The following is a 22,081-nucleotide window of genomic DNA, read 5'->3' on the forward strand; positions in this document are numbered from 1 at the left end:
AAACCGCGCCTTGTCAGCACGCAAAATTTGCTCGCAAATCGCTCTTGTTCAATTATGCGGTATTGCCCTAAGGCAATGTAAATATATTGCCTGATTCTGCCTCTCCACGGACGTTCTGTGTCGAGAAATCGACATTTCAGGCAGTTACCCTTGTATATGGCAATCAAAGGAAATATAATATATTCACAATAATATGGAGAATATATCTTTTCTGGAAGGATTGTGAAGCCGCAAGGCAGCTGCATACGGAGAAGGCAAATGAAAATTATCTGCGAAAAAGGCTATCACGCCGGAAATGTCCTGCGTCTGGTAGCGGAATATTTGGAAAAACGATATCCGGATGATATGATTCTGGATGAAAATATGGAAATCACGCTTTCACTCAAGAACGGTGAGAACGGTCAGCCCATCGTGCTCGGTGAAGAGGAACTGCAGCTGTCGCACCATACAGCCGACCATTCCGAGGACTACTATAATCATGATGTGCTGACCCATTTGTACACGCGCTGCAAGTACGAGCACGACCTCAAGGTCTTTCAGCTGGCGAATTATGCGCGGCTGACCTGCATCTATATGGATGCCGTCGGCCTGCATGAGATCAACAACCATTTGGGACATGAGGCCGGCGACCACATGCTGTGCTCGATTGCGGACGGGATTCGGAAGTATTTCCCGGATGACTGCGCGTATCGTATCGGCGGTGACGAGTTTGTCCTGCTGTGTCCGGCGCGTCAGCCGGAGGAGCTTGCAGAAAGCCTTGCGGCGTTCTGCGACACAATCCGTGAGATGGGGTATGAGGTCTCGGTCGGCGTGTCTGAGAGCACGGACAGACAGACGCTGAACGAGACGGTCAATCAGGCTGAAACGGCCATGCGGCATGACAAGATGGAGTTTTACCGCAATAACGGCGGTATCCGTCAAATGCGTATCATCGACGACAAGCTGGAACAGCTGCTCATCAAAAAGCAGGATGTCACCCGTTTTCTGCAGGCGATCGCACCGCTTTACAGGGGAGTGTACATGGTCAATACCAAGCAGGATACCTGTCGGTATATCTATGTTCCGTCATATTTTAAGACCATGCTGGAGAATAATCATCATGCGTTTATGTCTTCCGTGCGTGAGTACTGCCGCGAACTGGTCCACCCGGAGTATCATGACGAATTTGCAAAGCTGCTGGATTACAGCTATATAGAGAAGCAAATTGCGGCGCATGGTTCGCTGAAGATGACCTATCAGATACGGGGCGGCAGCCGGGTACATCTCAAAATCACCATGGCCGACCGGAGTTCCGCAGACGCACATGAACTGCTGTGGATTTTTCTGGACGAAACGCAGTAGAAGAAAGCAGGTGAAGCATGTCCGTAATAGACAATCGAAAATACGCCGGGATTATGAATCTGCCGCATCATGTCTCCCCAACCCGTCCGCAGATGCCCATAAGCGACCGTGCGGCGCAGTTTTCACCGTTTGCGGCGCTGACCGGATATGCCGGTGTTATCCGTGAGACAGCGCGGCTGACCGACCGTAAAATCGAGCTGGATGAGACCATGCTGACCGCGCTCAACGAGCGGTATCAGCTGCTGCTTTCTGTGCTTGATGCAGAACCCGAGGTGGAGATCACCTATTTTGTGCCGGATGAACGCAAATCCGGCGGTGCATACCGCACAGTTTCCGGTGTGGTCAAAAAGGCGGATGAATTCGCGCGGCGGCTGACCCTGACAGACGGCACGGTGATTCCGATGGAGGATGTGCTGATGCTGGACGGGGCAATATTTGGACCGAATGAATAAGAAAATCCACGCTCTTCACAAAGAAGAGCGTGGATTTTTGTATAGTTAGCGCAAGAAATCGAGTTCTTCCTGCAGATACCGGAAGAACAGGCCTGCGTGGTATCCATCTGCTACCGCATGTGCGATGGTGATATTGACCGGCATATTGACCTTGCCGCCGCATTTTTCATACCTGCCCATGACAACGATGGGGAAGTATGCAGGCTGTCCGTCCGCGACGCGGCTGCCGCAGCCGGTAAACGCCGTCCACGGCGTACAGGATACGCAGTAGAAATTCGCAGGCTGGTTCGGCTTGGTCTTGATGCCCTTGACATCCTTGTAGGTCTGCATATCTGCGGTAATGGCGTTGTAAAACGTGGGGAAATCCTCGGAAAAGTCCGTCCAGCAGTCGGAAAACGTGCAGTCATCCGGATGAAAGAATGTGAAATTCGGCACGATTTTATCCCAGACACAGAGTTCGCCGTCCGCGTTTTTGAACATGCGGAAGTTCTCGATGCGGTTGAGTGCCTTGGTGACGCAGTAAATCGCCGCTGCGTAGAATTTACAGCCGTGTGCATGACAGAAACGGAGCAGGTTTTGCACATCCACCGGCGCCGTCATGTTGAATTCGACCTTGAGAGCCTTGGTATAGTAGCGGTAGTGCTCACGGCGAGGCCAGCTTTCCATATCGACTTTTTTGAAGGCTTGCATAGCATTCCATCCTTTCCGAACCCTGATGGTTACTCTGATTATAGCACAGCACCGCGCCGAGCGGGAACGGAAATTGCATTTTAAACGCAGAAATGCTACAATCATGAGAGAACAGGAGGCGCAATATGGATTACAAACGATTTAACGATACGATTCTCGTCCGTATGGATCGCGGCGAGGAGATTTTAGAGCAGGTGAAGGCGGTGGCTCTCAAGGAGCACGTTACGCTCGCAAGCGTGCAGGCGCTCGGTGCGATCAATGATTTCACGGTCGGCGTGTACAATGTTGCGGAAAAGAAGTATTACGCGAACGATTTCAAGGGCAGCTTTGAGATTGTGTCGCTGACCGGCACGATCGACACGATGAACGACGGATTTTACTGCCATCTGCACCTGAGCGCGGGCAATGAGCGGGGACAGGTGTTCGGCGGACACCTCAACCGCGCGGTCGTCAGCGCAACCTGCGAGATGGTAATCCGGCTGATCGACGGCAAGATCGACCGTAAATATGACGATGTGACTGGACTCAATCTGTTCCATTTTGCATAAGCTGTCGTGAAACTACAGTTTCGCCGACAAGCAGGAACGGACCGTGGGCCGTTCCAAAGTCGTACGAAAGTTCCTCCCGATGGTCGAAACTTTCTCCCTCCAGAAGTCAAAAATCCGAGGCGCATGTCCCCGGATTTTTTGCATTTGCAAAGCAAATGCTATTTGATACGCGCTAACGCGCGAAATATTTGAGAATATTGATGATATGACTTTTCGATAGCTTTTTTGCTGTCAAATCTGCTGCTCTGCGGCGAACTGCGCCGCGCCTGCGGCAGCTTCCTCGCGGCCGTCGGACAGCGTGAGCGGACAGCCGAAGGCAGACTCAAAGCGCTGCTGCAGATACCGGTTCTGCCGCAGACCGTTGCCCGAGCCGATCAGCCTTTTCGGCGTGCCGCCGGCCTGCCGATACGCGGTGTACATTCGATGCAGCTCGTCGGCCATGCCGTCCATCACGCCGTAAATCAGGTGTAAAGGCGTGAAATTATGCGTTGTAAGGCCGGAAATACTGCCGGTCAGGCTGCTGTCTGCGCGCGTGCCTTCAAACAGGGTGCAGACGGCAGGCACATCATCCGGACGCGGATTTTCATTTAGCAGACGCGCCATTGCGTCGTAGCAGCTGTTCGTTTCTGTGCCGAGCATGGACGCGGCGGAGCGGAAAACTGCTCGAGCAGTGCGTAAGCGCGTCCGCCGCACAGCGAAGCACCGGCCAGAAGATAGCCGCCGCCCGGCATGGGACGGGTCTCTAAGCCGTCTGCCTGCAGATAGTGCGGCGTGAACACGGAAAACTGACTGCCGGTGCCGACATTCACAAGCATTTCGGCGGTTTTGTCGCGCACCGAGCGCAGAAAGCTGGCTTGATTGTCACCGATGGCGGCACAGACAGCCGCATTCCGGAAGTGCCCGATTACCGGCTCGGCGGCAAGCTGCGGGACAAAGTTCGGGTCGATACCGGCTTTTTGCAGAGCGTTTTGGTCGAAAGCACAGTGTTCCGCGTCGAAGAAGCCGATGCTTGCGGCATTGCTGTCATCCATGCGCGGCGCAGCCAATCCGCACAGCTGCATGGCAAGGTAGTCACCGATGGTGCAGCAGGTGACGGCGGCGGGCGGCACAAGTCCGGCGGCAAGGTTGTACGCGTGCGTTGCCAGACCGAAACCGACTGCGGCAAGGCATCCGGTCTCGCGCGTGAGATACTGCACCCAGCTTTCGGTTTTGCTGTGCGGCAGGCTGCCGCGCGCGTCCTGCCAGGTGTACAGCGGACTGACGGCATTGCCGTCCGCGTCCACATACAGAATGCCGTGCATTTGCCCGGTCACGCCGATGGAATGAATATCCGGATAGCGTTCAAACAGCGTTTCGATAACAGAAAGTGCGATTTGTGTGATCTTTTCCACGTCCTGCTCGCGTGCGCACGTCAGCGCAGACGGAATAAAGGCACCGTTTGCCCGCGTTTCGCTGGCGAGAAACTGCCCGTCCTCGAGTACAGCCGCGCTGATTGTTGTGGTGCCGATGTCAATGCCTAATGTTTTCATGCCGGGTCCCTCGGTTCGCCTGATGGTTCTGTCAGCAGTATAGCACAGCGGAGCGTGTATGAAAAGGAATTGCGCACAAATTTGTCCACAAGTTTGTGGATAATTTACCGACTTGAAAAACGAGTTGCACATGCTATAATAAAGTCGCAGAACAGAGAAAAGGGGAGCGAATAACATGGACCGAAATTTTCTCAAGCAGAGCATTCGGCGTGAGCTGGACTATTACAAGGACGGCCTGTTCAACGAGGATGAGGACGAATACTGGGAGCGTGCATGGGCGGCGCCGGACGATGATGACAGCATGGCGGAAAACGGCTTTCTCAATGTAGCGATGGCGCACCTGCAGGGCGATGAATGCGACGAAATCGTGCTGCTCGGCACGGAATACGGCTACCATGAGCCGGATTACGACAGTTATATCGACATCGGACACGCCTTTGTCAACGATATGGGCACCGGTTTCCTGCAGACCGAGGGCACTGAGGATGACTGGGAACAGCTGGTTGACGATATTGCGGAAATTCTGGATGGAAAGACGGAGTAGCTTTCCACCGAGTTATCCACATTGCTGTGGATAAAAAATAAAACGCTCGAGTAATCTCGAGCGTTTTTTATCGTCACGGCGGAGAAAAGGCGCAGCTGGAGGCCGCGCCTTAAACCTTAATATTATTGCAGGGGTGTTATTTTACAGCACCTGCGACATCAAAATCGCGCAGATCATAATCGGAATATTAAACGCGATAAACGTTGGGATACAGGTATCACGGATATGGTCGTGCTGACCGTCGGCGTTGAGACCGGAGGTTGGGCCGAGCGTAGTATCGGACGCGGGCGAGCCTGCATCACCGAGGGCAGCGGCGGCTGAGATGAGCAGAATAGTAGCCGGAGTGGAGAACCCAAGCGAGCTGCACATCGGCACGAACAGCACAGCGAGCACGGGCACAGTGCCGAACGAGGTGCCGATGCCCATCGTCACCAGCAGACCGATGAGCGTAATGACAACCGCAGCGACAACCTTGCTGCCGCCTACGGCGGAAATACCGGCGTTTACGAGCGCGTCAATGCCGCCGGTGGCCTTGATGACCGAGGCGTAGCCGCCTGCCACCAGCATAATGATAGCAATCTGACCCATCAGACGGATACCGCCCTCGATCTGCTCGTCAATGTCACTCCATTTGATAGCGCGGAACACGATGATGATGATCAGGCCGCACAGCGCGGAAAGCGCCAGATCCTGACTGATAACCTGCACGACTGCAACAACAATCGCGGCGGCAAGCATGACATAATGGCGATACTCGAGCTTTTCCGAAATTACCTCGGCAGCGGAGGTGTCTGCTTCAATGTCGTGGTAGTCCCGCGGCTTGCGGTACAGGACAAATACGGCGATGAACAGACCGATCAGCATGGCAACGCCAATACTCCAGTTGGCGGCGGTAACGTCCTTGACCGTTACAGAAAGACCGTTTTCACTCAGATTATCCGCGATAACGCGCTGGAAAATCAATCCGAAACCAAACGGAATGGTGATATACGGCGCTTTATGGCCGAACGCCAGCGCACACGCAACGGCACGCCGGTCAAGCCGCATACGGTTCATCATGCCGAGCAGCGGCGGCACGAGAATCGGGATATACGCGATATGCACCGGAATGAGGTTCTGCGACAGGCAGGCAACGAGCGTCAGCACACCGATGAGCGCCAGCTTGTGTCCGCCGAGCAGGCGTGACAGCTTTTTCGACAGAATATCGGCCAGACCGGTCGTGGCGATGCAGGTGGCAAATGTGCCGAGCAGGATGTACGCCAGCGCAGTCGTAGCGTTGCTGGCAAAGCCGCCGGTCAGCAGCTGCATAACGGTCTGCGTGCCCTCGGGCGCGTTCAGCAGCGGGATACCGCCGGCCACGCCGCCGATGATGCACGCGATGAGCATGGACAGCAGCACATTCAAACCGGTCAGGCACAGAACACAGAGCACCAGTACGGATATCGTGACCGGGTTTGTGAGCAGGCTGAAAAGAATAGACATGTATCATTCTCCTTAGAAACAAAAACCGCATGCAGCGGGACTTGCACACGGTAAAGTATTGAAGTTTTTCTTATTGTAGCAGAAAAAAGCCAAACCGTCAAGAAATGTTTCTTATCGAAAGAAGTTATTGGAAAAGCAAACGGCACCTGTGGGAAACAGGTGCCGAAAAAGGATACTATATAAATAGATATACCGGAAATCACTGGCGGCGCTTAAAATCCAGATAACCCTGCAGGATAAGCGTTGCCGCGACTGCATCGACGTTCTGACGGTGCTTTTTCTCTTTTTTGCCGCTGCGGTGCAGGATTTCGTGTGCGGCGACCGTCGTGCGGCGCTCGTCCCACAGCACAACGTGCAGTCCGGTGCGCTCCTCCAGCTCCTTTGCCAGAGTCTCGCACTTCTCGGCACGAGGGCCAACTGTGCCGTCCATGTTCTTCGGGTGGCCGAGGACGATTTCCTCAATCTTGTTTTCCTGGATGAAGGCCACCAGCTTGTCCACCAGCTTGGCGTAATTCCACTCGTGGATCACGCTCGGCGAGCCGGCCAGAAAGCCGGAAGGATCGGAGATCGAAAGGCCGGTGCGGGCGTCTCCGTAATCAATGCCCAAAATACGCATAGTCATACTCCTGTTTCTTGGGCAGTTTTTCAAATCGGTGTTTTCTGCCCGTGTGATTACCCTGAGTATACCATAAAAAACGAAAATAATCAGCACTTTTTCAGAAAAAATGCTTGACCGTAAATCGCTCACATGCTATACTAAAAACACCTATGCAGGTTCTTTTTTTGCGCCTATTTTTCGTGTGTCTGAAAAGTTGACGTCGGAACGCTGACAGAGGGAGGCAATTAGCTTCAAGCCGTGTCACAGGGATACGGAAACGAAGCGAGATATTAAAAGGAGGTGCCGTTATCTATGCGCGTAAAGATCACGCTGGCCTGCACCGAGTGCAAGCAGAGAAACTATGACACAATGAAGAACAAGAAGAATGATCCGGATCGTCTGGAAATGAACAAGTACTGCCGTTTCTGCCGGAAGCACACGCTTCACCGCGAAACGAAGTAAGGGAAAGGAAGTAGCTTAATGGCTGAAGAAACCAAAGCGAAAAAGCCCGGTCTCTTTGCTCGTATCGGCAAGTGGTTCCGCGAATTGAAGAGCGAATGCCGTAAGATCGTCTGGCCCACCCGTGAGCAGACGACGAATAATACGCTGGTCGTTATCGCCTGCGTAGTCATCATCGGCATTTTCATCTGGGTGCTTGACATCGTATTCGGTCTTGGTGTCCAGACGCTGCTTAAACATTTCGCCGCCTAACTTAAAAGGAGGCAACAATGTCAGACGCTGCAAAATGGTACGTTGTTCATACGTACTCCGGCTACGAAAACAAGGTAGCCTCTTCGATCGAAAAAGCGGTCGAAAACCGCAAGCTGCATGACCTGATCCAAGCCGTCAACATCCCGACCGAGAAGGTCGTTGAGGTAAAGGACGGCAAAAGCCGCGAGGTAGAGCGCAAGCTGTACCCGGGCTACGTGCTCGTTAAGATGATCATGACCGATGAAACCTGGTATCTGGTCCGCAATACGCGCGGCTGCACCGGTTTTCTGGGTCAGGACAAGTCCGGCGGCTCCAAGCCGATTCCGCTGACTGAGGAAGAGATCATCGCAATGGGCGTGGAAAAGCGCGAGATCGAGGTAAACTACGCCGCAGGCGACAGTGTTCGCGTTATCGACGGCGCGCTGGCAGGCTTTATCGGCGTTGTATCGTCGGTTGAGCCGGATAAGAACAAGGTAAACGTAACCGTTTCCATGTTCGGCCGCGAAACCCCTGTCGAGCTTGAGCTCGATCAGGTTGAAACTCTCGACGAGTGACAATGAGCGGAAGATAGATTTCCGCATTTACGGCAAGTGGGAGAGTTCCGTGCCAATTAGGAACTCGCCAGCCACCACATTTTTTGAAGGAGGAACCTTTCAACATGGCACAGAAAGTAGTAGGTTATATCAAGCTCCAGATTCCCGCAGGCAAGGCAACCCCGGCTCCCCCGGTAGGTCCGGCTCTCGGCCAGCACGGTGTAAACATCATGGCTTTCACCAAGGAATTCAACGAGCGCACCAAGAACGATGCCGGCATGATTATTCCGGTTATCATTACGGTTTATGCTGACCGTTCGTTCAGCTTCGTTACCAAGACGCCTCCGGCGCCGGTTCTGATCAAGAAGGCTTGCGGCATCGAGTCCGGTTCTGCTGTACCGAACAAGACCAAGGTTGCAAAGCTGTCCAAGGCTGACTGCCAGAAGATCGCAGAGACCAAGATGCCCGACCTGAACGCCGCTTCTCTCGAGGCTGCTATGAGCATGATCGCGGGCACCGCCCGTTCGATGGGTATCACCGTCGAGGAGTAATCTCCGGTTTTTATTTGTTGTACGAAGCTGCGGCTATCTGCCGCATACAGTGGGAGGGTTATTCAAGTTCCCGCTTAACCACTTAAGGAGGATTTATTGTGCATAAAGGTAAAAAGTATGTAGACAGCGCAAAGACGATCGACCGCACCAAGCAGTACGATCCGGCTGAAGCGCTTTCCACCGTTGTTTCCACCGCGAAGGCTAAGTTCGATGAGACCATCGAGCTGCACGTAAAGCTGGGCGTTGACTCCCGTCACGCTGACCAGCAGGTTCGCGGCGCTATCGTTCTGCCCCACGGCACCGGCAAGCAGGTTCGCGTTGCTGTATTCGCTAAGGGCGCAAAGGCTGACGAGGCTCTGGCTGCAGGCGCAGACATCGTTGGTGCAGAGGACCTGATGGAGCGCATCCAGAAGGAGAACTTCTTTGAGTTCGACGTAGTTATCGCTACCCCGGACATGATGGGCGTTGTAGGCCGTCTGGGCCGCGTGCTTGGTCCTAAGGGCCTGATGCCGAACCCGAAGGCTGGTACCGTATCTATGGACGTTACCAAGGCTGTTCAGGAGTCCAAGGCTGGTAAGATCGAGTACCGTCTCGACAAGACCAACATCATCCACTGCCCGATCGGCAAGGCTTCCTTCGGCGCTGAGAAGCTGCAGGACAACTTCGACGCTCTGATGGGTGCTATCATCAAGGCTAAGCCGGCTGCTGCAAAGGGTCAGTACGTTCGTTCCTGCGTTATTGCTTCTACCATGGGCCCCGGCATCAAGGTAAGCACCGCAAAGATGATCGGCTAATTCAATAGCATTTTACTCGGCGGTTTTCCGCTGAGAGTCAGAAAGACAGACCGATGATTTCGATTGTTGGTCTGTCTTTTTGTAAAATAGCGTGGATTTTCACTGCACCAGACAGCGTGTGCCGAAAAATACGAAAACTCTCTCGATTTCAGAAAAATAGCAGGAAAGGCAGGTTAATTATGCCCGGTTTAGTCTTAGAAGGCGGAACCTTCCGCCCGGTATTCTCCTGCGGCGTGATGGATGCGCTGCTCGATAATGACATCATGTTCGATTACGTCATCGGCGTTTCCGCCGGCATCACCTATGCGGCGTCGTATCTCTCGCGGCAGCGCGAGCGCAACATTAACATACTGCGGCAGTATCGTGGCGACAAGCGCTATTTCGGCGCGCGCAACCTGCTGCACGACCACTCCATTTTCGGTACGGATTTCGTGTTCGATACCATCCCGAACCAGCTTGTGCCGTTTGACTGGGACGAATTTCACAAATATCAGGGTAAATATTTGGTGGGTGTTACCAATGCAAAGACCGGCAAGGCCGAATACCTCGACGGCATGCGCATGGATCGTCCGTGCACGATGCTGCGAGCGACCTGCGCCATCCCAATCTACTTTCCGCCGGTGCAGATGGACGGCGAGACCTATTACGACGGCGGTCTGGCCGACCCAATCCCGATTCTGCGCAGCCTGCACGACGGCAACGAGCGCAATCTGATCGTGCTCACGCAGCCGGAAAGCTACCGCAAAACGCTTGGACGCGGCGTGCAGTTCACCGCAAAGTGGCTGAAACGCAAATATCCGGCAATGCCTAAGGTGCTGCTTGAGCGTGCCAAGCACTACAACGAGACAGTTTGCTTCTGTCACCGCCTTGCGGAGAACAAACCGCAGGACACCGTGCTCCTTCAGCCGGAAAAATCGCTGAACAGCTTTGAAAAAGACGTGAAAAAGCTGGAATGGGGCTATGAAATGGGGTATAATATGACGTGTGCCCGGATGGAGCAGATCAAAAATCTGTTCCGCTGACGGGTTTTGGAAAAAGAGAAATATTTTAGGGGGAATGAAAAAACGATGCAAAGCAACAGAATCATTCAGGTAGAGGAAAAGGTGCCGCCGCGCCTGCTCGTGCCGCTGTCCATCCAGCATATGTTTGCGATGTTCGGCGCGTCCGTGCTCGTGCCGTTCATCTTCAAGATGAACCCGGCGATCGTGCTGTTCATGAACGGTATCGGCACGCTGCTGTTTATCCTCATCACCAAGGGCAAGGCGCCCGCATACCTCGGCTCGTCGTTCGCGTTTATCGCTCCGGCGACCATCGTTATCAAAAACTGGGGATACCAGTACGCGCTCGGCGGCTTTGTTGTTGTAGGTGCGTGCGGCTGTGTGCTCGCGTTCATTATCTATAAGTGCGGCACGGACTGGATCAACGTCGTTCTGCCGCCCGCAGCCATGGGCCCGGTCGTTGCGCTGATCGGCCTCGAGCTGGCAGGCTCGGCGGCTGAAACCGGCTGTATTATCGGTAGTGGCGTAACGAGAGGCACGGTCATCACGTTCCTCGTAACGCTGGCCGTTGCGGTATTCGGCAGCGTGCTGTTCCGCGGCTTCTTCTCGACTATCCCGATCTTGATCGCGATCATCTGCGGTTATATCGCGGGTGTCATTACCAAAGTCATCAAGCCCCAGACTATTGTGGATGCGCTGCACACCAGCTTTATCTCCATCCCGAATTTCCAGACCCCGAAGTTTGACATCAACGCGATTTTGATCATTCTTCCGGTCCTTCTGGTTATCGCGAACGAGCATATCGGCCATCAGCTCGTCACCGGCAAGGTCATCGGCCGCGATCTGCTGAAAGACCCCGGTCTGCATCGCTCGCTGTTCGCGGATAACTTCTCGACCATGATCTCCGGCTTTATCGGCTCGGTGCCGACTACCACCTACGGCGAGAACATCGGTGTTATGGCTATCACCAAGGTGTACTCCGTGCGCGTTATCGGCGGCGCGGCTGTGCTGAGCATCATCTGCTCGTTTGTCGGCCCGCTGGCAGCCCTTATCCAGACGATTCCGGGTCCGGTCATCGGCGGTATTTCGTTCCTGCTGTACGGCATGATCGGCACCTCCGGTCTGCGTATTCTGGTTGACAACCATGTGGATTACAGCAAGAACCGCAATATGATCCTGACCTCGGTTATCTTTGTTACCGGCCTGTCCGGCGTTACGCTGGCGCTGGGCGATGTATCACTCTCCGGCATGACACTCGCCGCTATCGTCGGCATGATCATGAGCCTTGTGTTCTATGCGTTCGATAAGTTCCATCTGTCGAATGATGCGTAAGTGAATATGGAAAAAGCGTCTGCGTGAGCAGACGCTTTTTTATTATGAGAATCATGAAACAGGTGCGGAATTGGACGAATCAGCTTGTGCAATCGCTTCCAGATGGAGCAGGGTTTGATTTAACATATTCAGCTGTGCCGGTCCGATCGACGTCAGAGCGAATGGAAGCGATGGAATAGCGGAGAAACGCTTCCGAATCTTGATATCGGTATCGCAGCCTGCATATGAAATGCTGAATTTAGTCTCGGTTTCAAAGATATTTCCTAATATACTGGAGGTCTGAAGGCTTTTCCACATTTCAGATACCGCGGTATGATTAGAAAAGTCTAATTCTATATATGGGTGATAGGGATTCTTGCTTTGAATAACAATTGCTAATTTGTCATAGACTGTTTGCCCGGCGGCATGCTGTTCGGCGGCGTCTTGAGAAATGCCGCCTTTCGTTTTCATTTGCGTATAGGCGTGCTTTGAAGTAATAAGCTGTGCCCGGAGAATATCGGAGTAGGGAAGAGAAAAACACTCAAATGCTTCCAGCGGATGGGCATTTGTGCATTGAAGGACATGTAATTCCGGCAAATTCTTTGTTTTATAATAGAATAATTGCTGATTGGCACTGTCCAGAATAATACCTTGCGAACCGGAAAAGTTGATACGGCATCGATCAATAACAGCATGGGAGGAGCATGTGATTTCTATGCTCCAGTCACATTTGCTGCCTTGCGTCTGCAAATGCTGGTTTAAGGCGGTATAAGCTGCTTCCAACCATTTCGGTAAGTCTTGATTAAACAGATGCACAACATCCTGTCGTGCCTCGTCATGAAGCCACTTATTGGATAGTATGGAACGAAGGGTAGCATAGATTCCCCAGAGTATGAGAGCTATGATCAGACATACTAAGAGCGTTCGTAAGATTACCATGTATCGTCCTCCTGTTATCTTCTTTAGTATAGCTGGAAGAAATATGTATGTCAATTATAAATATCACGATGATATCGTAATATCATCGTGATTGGCATACCCTATAATAAGGTGATAGTATGCTGATTATAGGGGAACGAATTAAAATGCTGCGGGAGAGTCACAACCTCTCACAGGCCGCGCTGGCAAAGCGGCTGGGCATCACACGGTCGAGCGTAAATGCGTGGGAATTGGGCCTGAATGTACCGAGTACACAGTATATTATCGAATTATCTGAGATTTTCAAGGTTTCGACGGACTATCTGCTGTGTGTTGCAAAAACGCAGACGTTGGATTTAACAGGTCTGGACGAGGAGGATATCGCCGTTCTGTATGCGCTGGCGACCTATCTGCGTAGAAAGAACCGCGAAATGAAATTATAAAAATAATTTGAAAGGTGTCTGCTCATGCAGATGCTTTTTATTATCCCATTGTTGAAAACCGAAAATCCGTACTATATAATTGTAAATATTCTGACAGATAACGGAGAAAACACAATGCAGAACGAAAAAACATCCGTTTTGGTGCTCGCGCAGTGCGATTGGACCATGCGTGAGACGTTAAATACCCGATTCGGCACGCAGTGCGCGTTCACGTTCGCGGAGAACGGCGAACACCCGACCGCAGAGCAGCTTCGCGCGGCTGCGGTTATTTTCGGCGAGCCGAGTGAAGCCCAGCTGGCGCAGACCGAAAACCTGCGTCTGCTGCAGCTGACCTGGGCGGGCGCGGACAAGTACACGCGCATGGAAAATCTGCCGCGGAGCGTGGTGCTGGCGAATGCGTCCGGTGCGTTCGGCACGATCATCGCGGAGTACGCGATTGGCAGTCTGGTGGCACTGTACCGCTCGTTTGGACGGTATTGGAGCAATAAACAGGCGCATATCTGGCAAAAATACGACCATGCGGAGACGATTTCCGGCAAGACCGCACTTGTACTCGGCATGGGCGACATCGGCGCGAATGTTGCCCGCCGATTGAAAGTCTTCGGCGCAGCTGTGCTTGGCGTGAAGCGCACAGCGGTTTCGGCTGTACCGGCAGACTTCGACGAAGCGCATACACTCGATGCGTTAGACGCGCTGCTCCCGTGGGCGGACATCGTCATTGGCTGCCTTCCGAACACGCGCGAGACCGCGGGTCTGCTGACTGCGGAGCGTCTGCACGCGATGAAAGCAGGCGCGGTGCTGGTCAATGTCGGACGCGGCAGTCTGGCGGGGACGGACGATCTGGTGTCGGTTTTGCAGGACGGCCACCTCGGCGGCGCCGCACTCGATGTGTTCGAGACCGAACCGCTTCCGGCGGACTGTCCACTGTGGGACATGGAGAACGTGCTGCTCACGCCGCATATCGCAGGCCCGAGCTTCGGCGGCAGCGCGGACGTGCAGAACACGATCTGGCATATCTGCATGGACAATCTGGAGCGGTATTTGACCGGAAACCCGCTGAAAAATGTCGTAAACCGGTCGGAGGGATACTGATATGCGTTTCCCGCAGGTATAGCAACAAAGAGAAAACGAGCCGAAAGCCATGCTGTCGGCTCGTTTTTGGTGCTCAGCAGTTTTTGAAAAACCAGATGATAAAGTTGATAACCTCTATGCCGAGGAAAATCAGGGCAACCACGCAGATGACCGCCGCTGCCGTCATAAACTGGATGGACGGTTCGCCCAGGCTTTCAATAATCACGCAGGTCAGCGCAATAAACCAGCTGATCATGCACGCCGTATGCAGCGGATGCTGCAGGATCCACTTGCTGATCTGACCGGATTCGTCGGATTTCGGTGCAGGCTCGGTTGTTTTCTTCTCTGCGGAGACAGGCCGGCGGCCGCCGGACGCATTCGGTGCATTGCGCGCCGCTTCCTGCATGCCCTGCCGGTAGTGCACATAGCCGTCAAGTCCCTTGCCGTAGAAGCCGTAATCGTCTTTTTTCATATGCCATGCCTCCCTTTCATGCTTTGAGTATCGCATATCGGGTGTCCGATAAAACGGACTCAGAAGCGGTTGAACACAAATTTTCCAAATTACTGCTTTTACCATAGCATAACCGGGCGCAAAACACAAGCGGTGAAAATATGTATAAATGCTGGCAATTTCAATTGTGCAAAAGTAATGAAAAAGTTATAAATACACAAAACAGACACCAAATCGACAAAATTTTGTGATAAATATCATTGCAAAAAATGTAAAACAGTGATATGATGTAGGCAAATAAAGTGGCACAAGGGTACCCTTGTGTCTGAGGTACTCGCCCTCAGACACAAAACCTTCCTAAGTACAAATTTTGCGAAGGAAAGGCGAAACGGCACCGCTTTTGCCGGAAAAATAATTTTGAGGAGGATAAACATGAAAAGAAGATTGTTATCGGCTTTTCTCGCTGTGATGATGGTGCTGACCATGGCGCCGGTGGCATTTGCGGCGGAAGAGGCAGGGAACGGTGATACATTGAAGAAACTGTTTACTGATGTAAAAGCCGGCGAGTCTGGCTCGGGCAATGTTACCGTTACGATTGATAAGGATTATAATTTAACTGGCTACAACTGGACAGCACTCACAGTTGACGGTTATAATGGTGCGGGTATTGTTACTGTTGAGGGTAATAATCATACCATTACCGGACTGAATACATCGCTGTTTGCAGGTGGTTTTGCTGGTACTTCGGGTATCGTAATCAAAGATTTAACTCTGGATAATGTTTCTATTGAGGATACTACTAATGAGCAGGGTATCGGTGCATTCATCAACAATGTTGATTCTATGCCGAAAATCGAACTGAATAACTGCCATCTGACCGACAGCACGATTACCAGTACTGGTGGTGCTCGTGTTGGTGGTCTGATTGGCTGGACTTCTGGCTATAATAAAAAAAATGATGGTCCGGTCGATACTTATATCACCGTTACAAATTGCTCGGTAGAAAATACTAATATTACTGCAGAAGGTTCGGTTGGCGGTATTATTGGTCATGCTGGTGCAAATCCGGCAACCTTCCATACGTTTGAAAACAATACTATCACAAACTGCACGCTGAATTCTACCGATAATGGCGATTGGCGCGTTGGTGTAGTTGTTGGTACAGCCAACGTAGGCGAAGTTGCTTTGAACAATACTACCGAAAGCGGTAATACAGTAACACAGACAGGCAAGACGGCTCCGGCGGGTCAGTCTAACCTGTATGGTCGCTTTGTTCCGGGTACCACTGGTAAGCTGGTTATTGACGGCACAGCTGTTTTTGATTCCAGCATTGTTGCAGTGGTCGATAATAAGGGTTATAAGACGCTGGCTGACGCTGTTGCAGCAGCACAGGGCGGCGCAACCGTTAAGCTGTTGAAAGACGTAACAGAAGATGTTGTTATTCCGGCTGACAAGACCATTACGCTCGACCTGAATGGCAAGAAGCTGACCAATATCCGTGACAATACCATCACCAACCACGGTAAAATTGAGATCATTGATAAGACGGGCAAGGGCGTAGTTGATAATATCACGAACGCCAAGACTGCCATCACGAACGATGGTACGGTGGTTCTGCGCGGCGGTACTTACACGCGCTCCCAGGAAGCCGGTAAGGACAAGGATAACGGCGGCGGCAACAGCTACTATACTATCCTCAACGATAATGGCGGCTCGCTGACGATCTATGATGGCGTTACCGTTTATAATAAAGGTCATTTCTCCAGCATGATCCGTAACGGCGGTACGGCCGGTGCAGAATCCAAGCTGTATATCAACGGCGGTACTTTCTCGGGCGGTATCAACACCGTGAAGAACGATGAAAGCGGCTATCTGAACATTTCCGGCGGTGACTTCAGCAATACAACGCAGTTTGTCGTTATGAACTGGCATAAGGCGGAGATTTCCGGTGATGCTACTTTTGCGGTAAATGATACGGCAGAAGCGGTGCTGTTCACCTCTTCTTACGGCGGCGCAGCTACTACAAAGGGTGAGCTGACTATCAGCGGCGGCTATTTCAAGACCGCTACCGATACACAGGATATGATCCGCGATGCTTACGATGCAAATAATAAGGGCACAGCCTATGTTTCTGGCGGTTACTTCAATAAGAGGTTCTCCGGTGATTTCTGTGCTACTGGTCTGACTGTCATTGACAACGATGATAAAATTTATAAGTACACCGTTGGCACCGTTGAAGTCAAGGACGAAAACGAAATCAAGACCGGTACCCAAGAGGGTGATACTCAGGCTGATGTAAGTGCAATCGCTGCAGATAAGCAGGATGCTGCAAGAGAAGTCGGCGAAAGCGTAACTCCGACCAAGCTGGCGGACACCACTCCGATTACGCCAGACGACAAGGCGCAGGCTCTGACTGAACTTGTAAAGAAAAACAAGGTTACTCTGGATACGAACGGCAAGATTCCGGAGAATACTACCGTTACCGTTGTAAAGGAAACCTATCTGGATGTTACCGTAACTGGTTATGATACCGCGAACAGCACAGTTTCCATGGACATTGCTCCGAAGTACAACCTGATTGCGGTGGCAAAGACTGGTGACAATCAGACAGCACAGGTTACTCTGAAATCTGCACAGGATGCAAAGGTTGGTTCGACTGAGGTTGAGGTAACTCTGCCGGAGGCTTTCAAGGGCAAAAAGGTTTATATCAACCACAATAACGGTGCAAACCTGTATGTTGCAACTGCTGATAAAACCACCGGTAAGGTTAAGTTCACCACCAACGGTTTCAGCCCGTTCACTTTTGCACTGACTAACCCGGATGTTGTTGCTGAGGTAAATGGCAATGCGTACAAGACTCTGCAGGAAGCTGCAAACGCAGCCAAGGATGGCGATGAGATTACCGTTATTCAGAATAAAAACCTTGACCTGACCTTTACCACCACCAAGTCTGTTAAGGTAACGAACAAGACCAACGACAAGATTACCGTTAAGTTCAATGGCACGAACAAGGATGTTGCCAAGGATGCAACGGAGACCTTCTCTTACACCAAGTCCAGCAGCGGTTCTTCCTCCTCCGGCAAGACGACCTACAAGGTAACCACCTCGGCGGTCAACAACGGCGGCGTAAACGCTTCTCCGTCCTCCGCAGAAAAGGGCGCGACCATCACCATTACCCTGTCCCCGGACAAGGGCTACAAGCTGGACAAGCTGACCGTTACCGACGGCTCCGGCAAGACGGTCTCCACCGTTAAGAAGAGCGACACGGTTTACACCTTCACCATGCCTGCTTCCGCAGTGAAGGTTGGCGTAAGCTATGTTAAGGCCACCGAAACCCCGTCCAAGACCAAGTTTAACGACGTTTCCGCGAACGACTGGTTCGCTTCCGCGGTTGATTATGTAACCGGCAAGGGCATGATGAACGGCACCGCCGACAACACCTTCTCCCCGAAGGCGAACACCACCCGCGGCATGGTCGTTACCGTGCTGTACCGCCTGGAGAACCAGCCGAGCACCTCGGCGGCTTCCTTCACGGATGTGGCTTCCGGCGCGTACTACGCAAATGCGGTTGCCTGGGCGAATGCTAACGGCATCGTTTCCGGCTACGGCAGCGGCAAGTTCGGCCCGAATGACAAGGTTACCCGCGAGCAGCTTGCGGCTATCCTGTACCGCTACGCGCAGTACAAGAAGTACGACGTTTCTGTGGGTGAGGACACCAACATTCTCTCCTACGACGATGCACAGAGCATAAGCACCTACGCGATTCCTGCAATCCAGTGGGCGTGCGGCGCAGGCGTTGTTACCGGCAAGTTCGGCAGCAAGCTCGACCCGAAGGGCAATGCTACCCGCGCTGAGGTAGCGGCAATGCTCATGCGCTTCTGCGAGAACGTAAAGTAAGCAAAACCTTCCTAAACCGCACAGCTTCGGCTGTGCGGTTTTCTTTTGCTTGCCAAAGACGCTTTTCTACGGTAAAATAGAAAACAGAGGAGAAGGGGAAAGAGAAAGAAGGAAATCCTATGCCAATCGGAGTAATTGTCAACTGTATCTCGGTGCTGGCCGGCGGCGTGATCGGTTCCGCACTGGGGCACGTCCTGCCGAACAGCCTGAAAGAGCATCTGCCGACGTTGTTCGGCATGTGTTCGATCGCTATCGGTATCAATTCCATTATCAAAGCGGTCAGCATGACAGCGGTCGTGCTGGCGATTCTGGTGGGGTTTACCATCGGGCACCTGCTGCACCTTGAGGATTGGGCAAGCCGGTTTTTTCATCGGCTGGTCAAAACCATGCACCTCGGCGGGGATAATATTGATATGGAGTTCTACATCACGGCGGTCGCGCTGTTCTGCTGCTCGGGCTTTGGCTGGTACAGCACGCTGACTGAGGGCATCGCGGGCGATCCGAATCTGCTGTTTGCAAAGTCCGTGCTGGACTTCTTCACTGCGATGATCTTCGCGTCTACGCTCGGCAAGGCCATCTGCGCCATCCCGCTGCCGCAGTGCGTGATTCTCCTGTGCGTGTTTACCGCAGGACGGTTGCTGTCCGGTGCGCTCACACCGGAAATGTTCGCGGATTTGTCCGCGTGCGGCGGCGTGCTGACTATGTCGGCCGGTTTTCGTGTCTCCAAGATCAAATCCGTGCCGCTGGTCGATCTCATGCCTGCGCTGATACTCGTTATGCCGTTCAGCGCACTCTGGACTATGTTGATGGGGTAAATTTGAAGCGGACTCTTTTACGGGTCTGCTTTTCTTTTACTTGACAATAGTCCTAAATCATACTATAATAGCGTGATACGATTTAGGACTATTGAGGTGTATTATGGATTTTCGCAGACAAATGAACGACTTGTGCGCATATATTTTTCGACAGGATGAGCTATACGACATCTGGGCGAAGCACAGCGGCATGAAACCCAGTACAGTAACGGTGCTGTATATGTTAGATCAGTTTTCGGAGATGACACAAGGTGGAATTGCGCAGATGTGCCTGCTGCCCAAGCAGACAATTCACACGGTGGTGCAGGAGCTGGAACAGGCCGGTTATCTGGAAAAGGTGAGCGTCTCCGGCCGCAAGGAAAAGCCGCTGCGCCTGACCGAATCCGGCAAGCGTTACACAGCGGATAAGCTGGGCGGTCTGTACCGCGCAGAGGAACGCGCCGCCGCTGCCATGGGCGCGGAGCAGTTCGCCATGATGGTGGAAATGACCCGAAAATTTACCGATTCTTTTGAAAAGGAGATTCGCAATGGAGCAGAATAATGCACTTGCGCGCGAATTCAACGCCGCATCGCTGCTCCGATTCGCACTGCCGAACATTGCAATGATGATGCTGCTCTCGATGTACACCATCGTGGACGGTATGTTTATTTCGCGGTTTGCCGGCACAACCGCGCTTTCCGCAATCAATATGTCGTATCCGCTCAACTGCCTGCAGATGGCTACCGGCATTATGCTCGGCACGGGCGGCAGCGCTATTATCGCCCGCCGGCAGGGAGAGGGACGCACAGACGAGGCGCGCCGCAACTTCACCATGCTGATTGCGGTTGCGTTGGGCATCGGCTTGATTTTCGCCGTGTTTGGCAATCTGTTTCTGAACCCTATCCTGCGTCTGCTTGGCACGAGTGAGCTGCAGTGGGCAGACTGCCGTATTTACACACGCATTCAGCTGGTGTTTGCACCCATGCTGTTTCTGCAGACTGCCTTCCAGACATTGTTCGTCACCGCAGGCAAGCCGGGCTTGGGTCTGCTGACCTCGGTGGGCGGCGGCATCACAAACGTGGTGCTTGACTGGCTGTTCATGGGCCCGATGAACATGGGCGTTGCCGGTGCGGCGATTGCCACCTGCCTCGGCTACTGCGTGCCGTCCATCGTTGGTCTGGTGTATTTCACCAAAAACCGTACCGGAAGTTTGTACTTTGTGCCCTTCAAATTTGACGGCGCAACACTGGCTGCCGCGTGCGGCAACGGCTCATCTGAGATGGTCAGCAACATTGCGAACGCCATCACCACGTTCGTGTTCAATACGCTGTTCATGCGCTACCGCGGCGAGGACGGTGTAGCCGCCATCACGATTGCAATGTACTTCCAGTTCGTGTTTACGGCGGTGTATTTCGGCTTCTCAATGGGCGTTGCACCGGTTATCAGCTACAAATTCGGCGAGAAAAATATCCCGCAGCTGAGGCATATCTTCCGCATCTGCATGACGTTCGTGCTGGCGTGCTCGCTCGGCACATATGTGCTCTCGTGGCTGACGCTCGAGCCGGCGCTGACCCTGTTTACGCCGCGCGGCAGCAGTGTGTACGAGATTGCCATGCACGGCTTTCCGATTTATGCGGTCAGCTTCCTGCTCATGGGCACGAGTATTTTCGCGTCCTCGCTGTTTACCGCGCTCTCGGATGGTCTCGTGTCTGCGATCATCTCGTTTTCGCGCACGCTTGTGTTTCTCGTGGCGATGCTGCTGCTCCTGCCGCTGATTTTGCAGGAAACCGGTATCTGGCTGGCTGTTCCGGTAGCAGAGGCGCTCGGCGTGATGGTTTCGGTGTTTTTTCTCGTCAAGGGACGGAAAAAGTATCAGTATTAAGGGAAAGAGTGCTGTTGAGGAAACAGCACTCTTTTGTTATATATAGATGAAATATAACGAATTGTATATAGGATGAAGGTGTAGAGTAAAGGAAAAGCGAAAGGGCCTGCCGCCTGTAATTTACAGGCAGCAAGCCCTTTCGGTCGCTTGAACAATTTTGTCTGACTTTTAGAGGTCACTTTAAAAACTGTCTTGCTGTTGTATTTGAGGGAATGAAAAGCATTTGGAGCTGCTTTTCTAATTTGAAATATGGAAAGAGAAGAAAGAAATGCTAAGAAGAGTTATTCGCCGACCTTGACGAACACGCCGCCGGCCTGGCAGGACTCGGTAGCAGCCTTAGCCATGAGAACCGGACGCAGGCCGTCGATAGCGCCGACAGCAGTCTCTGTATCGTTGTTGATTGCATCAACGAAGGAGATAACCTGGTTGATGAATGCCTGGTTGTAGCGCTCGAGGAAGAACCACAGCGGCTTCTCGGAGTGAGCGCCGTCCTTGGTCAGTACGGTGGTGGTGTTCAGCAGGTCGTTAGCATCGGAAGCCAT

The 22,081-nt window shown here is 52.6% G+C and carries 24 protein-coding genes and 1 pseudogene; 17 read left to right on the forward strand and 8 right to left on the reverse strand.

Annotated elements, in window-relative coordinates:
* Positions 1-258: 258 nt before the first annotated feature.
* Positions 259-1,341, forward strand: coding sequence for a GGDEF domain-containing protein (locus C7386_RS09995; RefSeq protein ID WP_116705439.1), 1,083 nt, complete (start codon positions 259-261; stop codon positions 1,339-1,341).
* A 17-nt stretch (positions 1,342-1,358) separates the two neighbouring features.
* Complete coding sequence (locus C7386_RS10000; RefSeq protein ID WP_116705440.1) at positions 1,359-1,793, forward strand: YolD-like family protein; 435 nt, start codon at positions 1,359-1,361, stop codon at positions 1,791-1,793.
* A 45-nt stretch (positions 1,794-1,838) separates the two neighbouring features.
* On the opposite strand, the gene C7386_RS10005 is transcribed toward C7386_RS10000, so the two are convergent.
* Positions 1,839-2,483, reverse strand: coding sequence for a chloramphenicol acetyltransferase (locus C7386_RS10005; RefSeq protein WP_116705441.1), 645 nt, complete (start codon positions 2,481-2,483; stop codon positions 1,839-1,841).
* A 125-nt stretch (positions 2,484-2,608) separates the two neighbouring features.
* Between C7386_RS10005 and C7386_RS10010 the strand changes: the two genes are divergently transcribed.
* A complete protein-coding gene (locus C7386_RS10010; RefSeq protein WP_116705442.1) occupies positions 2,609-3,031 on the forward strand; it encodes a PPC domain-containing DNA-binding protein in 423 nt (140 codons plus the stop codon).
* 231 nt (positions 3,032-3,262) lie between these two features.
* Here the strand turns inward: C7386_RS10010 and C7386_RS10015 are convergent, their stop codons facing one another.
* Both C7386_RS10015 and C7386_RS10020 read right to left on the reverse strand, forming a co-directional pair.
* Positions 3,263-3,634 (reverse strand): FGGY-family carbohydrate kinase, encoded by a 372-nt coding sequence (locus tag C7386_RS10015; RefSeq protein WP_165815530.1) that lies wholly within the window; start codon positions 3,632-3,634, stop codon positions 3,263-3,265.
* Positions 3,619-4,560 (reverse strand): sedoheptulokinase, encoded by a 942-nt coding sequence (locus C7386_RS10020; RefSeq protein ID WP_165815531.1) that lies wholly within the window; start codon positions 4,558-4,560, stop codon positions 3,619-3,621. The genes C7386_RS10015 and C7386_RS10020 overlap by 16 nt, the downstream gene beginning before the upstream one ends.
* 175 nt (positions 4,561-4,735) lie before the next feature.
* Between C7386_RS10020 and C7386_RS10025 the strand changes: the two genes are divergently transcribed.
* On the forward strand, positions 4,736-5,104 hold the full coding sequence (locus C7386_RS10025; protein ID WP_116705445.1) for a hypothetical protein: 369 nt from the start codon (positions 4,736-4,738) through the stop codon (positions 5,102-5,104).
* Positions 5,105-5,245: 141 nt separating this feature from the next.
* Here the strand turns inward: C7386_RS10025 and C7386_RS10030 are convergent, their stop codons facing one another.
* Together C7386_RS10030 and ruvX are read right to left on the reverse strand one after the other, a co-directional pair.
* Entirely contained in the window at positions 5,246-6,586 is a 1,341-nt protein-coding gene (locus C7386_RS10030; RefSeq protein WP_116705446.1) for a Na+/H+ antiporter family protein, read from the reverse strand.
* A gap of 199 nt (positions 6,587-6,785) precedes the next feature.
* The gene (ruvX, locus tag C7386_RS10035; RefSeq protein ID WP_116705447.1) at positions 6,786-7,202 is read right to left on the reverse strand and encodes a Holliday junction resolvase RuvX; all 417 of its coding nucleotides are present in this window, start codon (positions 7,200-7,202) and stop codon (positions 6,786-6,788) included.
* Positions 7,203-7,496: 294 nt separating this feature from the next.
* Between ruvX and rpmG the strand changes: the two genes are divergently transcribed.
* The 7 genes from rpmG to uraA all read left to right on the forward strand — a co-directional run bounded on the left by rpmG (position 7,497) and on the right by uraA (position 12,103).
* Positions 7,497-7,646 carry a 50S ribosomal protein L33 gene (gene rpmG / locus C7386_RS10040; protein ID WP_110435831.1) on the forward strand — a complete coding sequence of 50 codons (150 nt, stop codon included), beginning with the start codon at positions 7,497-7,499 and terminating at the stop codon, positions 7,644-7,646.
* 18 nt (positions 7,647-7,664) lie between these two features.
* Positions 7,665-7,895 carry a preprotein translocase subunit SecE gene (secE, locus tag C7386_RS10045; protein WP_110435832.1) on the forward strand — a complete coding sequence of 77 codons (231 nt, stop codon included), beginning with the start codon at positions 7,665-7,667 and terminating at the stop codon, positions 7,893-7,895.
* A 17-nt stretch (positions 7,896-7,912) separates the two neighbouring features.
* Positions 7,913-8,449, forward strand: coding sequence for a transcription termination/antitermination protein NusG (gene nusG, locus C7386_RS10050; protein WP_110435833.1), 537 nt, complete (start codon positions 7,913-7,915; stop codon positions 8,447-8,449).
* A gap of 104 nt (positions 8,450-8,553) precedes the next feature.
* Positions 8,554-8,979 carry a 50S ribosomal protein L11 gene (rplK, locus tag C7386_RS10055; RefSeq protein ID WP_110435834.1) on the forward strand — a complete coding sequence of 142 codons (426 nt, stop codon included), beginning with the start codon at positions 8,554-8,556 and terminating at the stop codon, positions 8,977-8,979.
* A gap of 98 nt (positions 8,980-9,077) precedes the next feature.
* A complete protein-coding gene (gene rplA, locus C7386_RS10060; RefSeq protein WP_110435835.1) occupies positions 9,078-9,773 on the forward strand; it encodes a 50S ribosomal protein L1 in 696 nt (231 codons plus the stop codon).
* A gap of 179 nt (positions 9,774-9,952) precedes the next feature.
* Positions 9,953-10,795, forward strand: a complete 843-nt coding sequence (locus C7386_RS10065; protein ID WP_110435836.1) for a patatin-like phospholipase family protein — start codon at positions 9,953-9,955, stop codon at positions 10,793-10,795.
* A gap of 45 nt (positions 10,796-10,840) precedes the next feature.
* Positions 10,841-12,103, forward strand: a complete 1,263-nt coding sequence (uraA, locus tag C7386_RS10070) for a uracil permease (RefSeq protein ID WP_110435837.1) — start codon at positions 10,841-10,843, stop codon at positions 12,101-12,103.
* A 51-nt stretch (positions 12,104-12,154) separates the two neighbouring features.
* Here uraA and C7386_RS10075 read toward each other — a convergent pair whose 3' ends face one another.
* Complete coding sequence (locus tag C7386_RS10075; RefSeq protein WP_110435838.1) at positions 12,155-13,021, reverse strand: hypothetical protein; 867 nt, start codon at positions 13,019-13,021, stop codon at positions 12,155-12,157.
* A gap of 119 nt (positions 13,022-13,140) precedes the next feature.
* On the opposite strand from C7386_RS10075, the gene C7386_RS10080 reads away from it, so the two are divergent.
* Positions 13,141-13,443, forward strand: a complete 303-nt coding sequence (locus tag C7386_RS10080; protein ID WP_318261283.1) for a helix-turn-helix domain-containing protein — start codon at positions 13,141-13,143, stop codon at positions 13,441-13,443.
* 114 nt (positions 13,444-13,557) lie between these two features.
* On the forward strand, positions 13,558-14,535 hold the full coding sequence (locus tag C7386_RS10085; protein ID WP_165815532.1) for a D-2-hydroxyacid dehydrogenase: 978 nt from the start codon (positions 13,558-13,560) through the stop codon (positions 14,533-14,535).
* 73 nt (positions 14,536-14,608) lie between these two features.
* On the opposite strand, the gene C7386_RS10090 is transcribed toward C7386_RS10085, so the two are convergent.
* On the reverse strand, positions 14,609-14,986 hold the full coding sequence (locus tag C7386_RS10090) for a hypothetical protein (RefSeq protein WP_116705449.1): 378 nt from the start codon (positions 14,984-14,986) through the stop codon (positions 14,609-14,611).
* Positions 14,987-15,397: 411 nt separating this feature from the next.
* Between C7386_RS10090 and C7386_RS10095 the strand changes: the two genes are divergently transcribed.
* The 4 genes from C7386_RS10095 to C7386_RS10110 all read left to right on the forward strand — a co-directional run bounded on the left by C7386_RS10095 (position 15,398) and on the right by C7386_RS10110 (position 21,539).
* Positions 15,398-18,862, forward strand: coding sequence for an S-layer homology domain-containing protein (locus tag C7386_RS10095; protein ID WP_116705450.1), 3,465 nt, complete (start codon positions 15,398-15,400; stop codon positions 18,860-18,862).
* Positions 18,863-18,981: 119 nt separating this feature from the next.
* Positions 18,982-19,677: a DUF554 domain-containing protein gene (locus C7386_RS10100; RefSeq protein ID WP_110435842.1), complete on the forward strand. Its 696-nt coding sequence runs from the start codon at positions 18,982-18,984 to the stop codon at positions 19,675-19,677.
* Positions 19,678-19,867: 190 nt separating this feature from the next.
* A complete protein-coding gene (locus tag C7386_RS10105) occupies positions 19,868-20,218 on the forward strand; it encodes a MarR family transcriptional regulator (RefSeq protein ID WP_318261284.1) in 351 nt (116 codons plus the stop codon).
* Entirely contained in the window at positions 20,205-21,539 is a 1,335-nt protein-coding gene (locus C7386_RS10110; protein ID WP_116705451.1) for an MATE family efflux transporter, read from the forward strand. Before C7386_RS10105 ends, C7386_RS10110 begins: the two co-directional genes overlap by 14 nt.
* A gap of 281 nt (positions 21,540-21,820) precedes the next feature.
* Here C7386_RS10110 and C7386_RS10115 read toward each other — a convergent pair.
* Positions 21,821-22,081: pseudogene (locus tag C7386_RS10115) on the reverse strand (inositol 2-dehydrogenase); the annotation flags it as partial.

Origin of the sequence: Agathobaculum butyriciproducens, assembly GCA_003096535.1 — a bacterium.
In the GTDB taxonomy this organism is placed as follows: domain Bacteria; phylum Bacillota; class Clostridia; order Oscillospirales; family Butyricicoccaceae; genus Agathobaculum; species Agathobaculum butyriciproducens.

Coding starts and splice junctions, on each gene's coding strand:
- C7386_RS09995 (WP_116705439.1), top strand. CDS start 259: ATGAAAATTATCTGCGAAAAAGGCTATCACGCCGGAAATGTCCTGCGT.
- C7386_RS10000 (WP_116705440.1), top strand. CDS start 1,359: ATGTCCGTAATAGACAATCGAAAATACGCCGGGATTATGAATCTGCCG.
- C7386_RS10005 (WP_116705441.1), bottom strand. CDS start 2,483: ATGCAAGCCTTCAAAAAAGTCGATATGGAAAGCTGGCCTCGCCGTGAG.
- C7386_RS10010 (WP_116705442.1), top strand. CDS start 2,609: ATGGATTACAAACGATTTAACGATACGATTCTCGTCCGTATGGATCGC.
- C7386_RS10015 (WP_165815530.1), bottom strand. CDS start 3,634: ATGGCGCGTCTGCTAAATGAAAATCCGCGTCCGGATGATGTGCCTGCC.
- C7386_RS10020 (WP_165815531.1), bottom strand. CDS start 4,560: ATGAAAACATTAGGCATTGACATCGGCACCACAACAATCAGCGCGGCT.
- C7386_RS10025 (WP_116705445.1), top strand. CDS start 4,736: ATGGACCGAAATTTTCTCAAGCAGAGCATTCGGCGTGAGCTGGACTAT.
- C7386_RS10030 (WP_116705446.1), bottom strand. CDS start 6,586: ATGTCTATTCTTTTCAGCCTGCTCACAAACCCGGTCACGATATCCGTA.
- ruvX (WP_116705447.1), bottom strand. CDS start 7,202: ATGCGTATTTTGGGCATTGATTACGGAGACGCCCGCACCGGCCTTTCG.
- rpmG (WP_110435831.1), top strand. CDS start 7,497: ATGCGCGTAAAGATCACGCTGGCCTGCACCGAGTGCAAGCAGAGAAAC.
- secE (WP_110435832.1), top strand. CDS start 7,665: ATGGCTGAAGAAACCAAAGCGAAAAAGCCCGGTCTCTTTGCTCGTATC.
- nusG (WP_110435833.1), top strand. CDS start 7,913: ATGTCAGACGCTGCAAAATGGTACGTTGTTCATACGTACTCCGGCTAC.
- rplK (WP_110435834.1), top strand. CDS start 8,554: ATGGCACAGAAAGTAGTAGGTTATATCAAGCTCCAGATTCCCGCAGGC.
- C7386_RS10065 (WP_110435836.1), top strand. CDS start 9,953: ATGCCCGGTTTAGTCTTAGAAGGCGGAACCTTCCGCCCGGTATTCTCC.
- uraA (WP_110435837.1), top strand. CDS start 10,841: ATGCAAAGCAACAGAATCATTCAGGTAGAGGAAAAGGTGCCGCCGCGC.
- C7386_RS10075 (WP_110435838.1), bottom strand. CDS start 13,021: ATGGTAATCTTACGAACGCTCTTAGTATGTCTGATCATAGCTCTCATA.
- C7386_RS10080 (WP_318261283.1), top strand. CDS start 13,141: ATGCTGATTATAGGGGAACGAATTAAAATGCTGCGGGAGAGTCACAAC.
- C7386_RS10085 (WP_165815532.1), top strand. CDS start 13,558: ATGCAGAACGAAAAAACATCCGTTTTGGTGCTCGCGCAGTGCGATTGG.
- C7386_RS10090 (WP_116705449.1), bottom strand. CDS start 14,986: ATGAAAAAAGACGATTACGGCTTCTACGGCAAGGGACTTGACGGCTAT.
- C7386_RS10095 (WP_116705450.1), top strand. CDS start 15,398: ATGAAAAGAAGATTGTTATCGGCTTTTCTCGCTGTGATGATGGTGCTG.
- C7386_RS10100 (WP_110435842.1), top strand. CDS start 18,982: ATGCCAATCGGAGTAATTGTCAACTGTATCTCGGTGCTGGCCGGCGGC.
- C7386_RS10105 (WP_318261284.1), top strand. CDS start 19,868: ATGAAACCCAGTACAGTAACGGTGCTGTATATGTTAGATCAGTTTTCG.
- C7386_RS10110 (WP_116705451.1), top strand. CDS start 20,205: ATGGAGCAGAATAATGCACTTGCGCGCGAATTCAACGCCGCATCGCTG.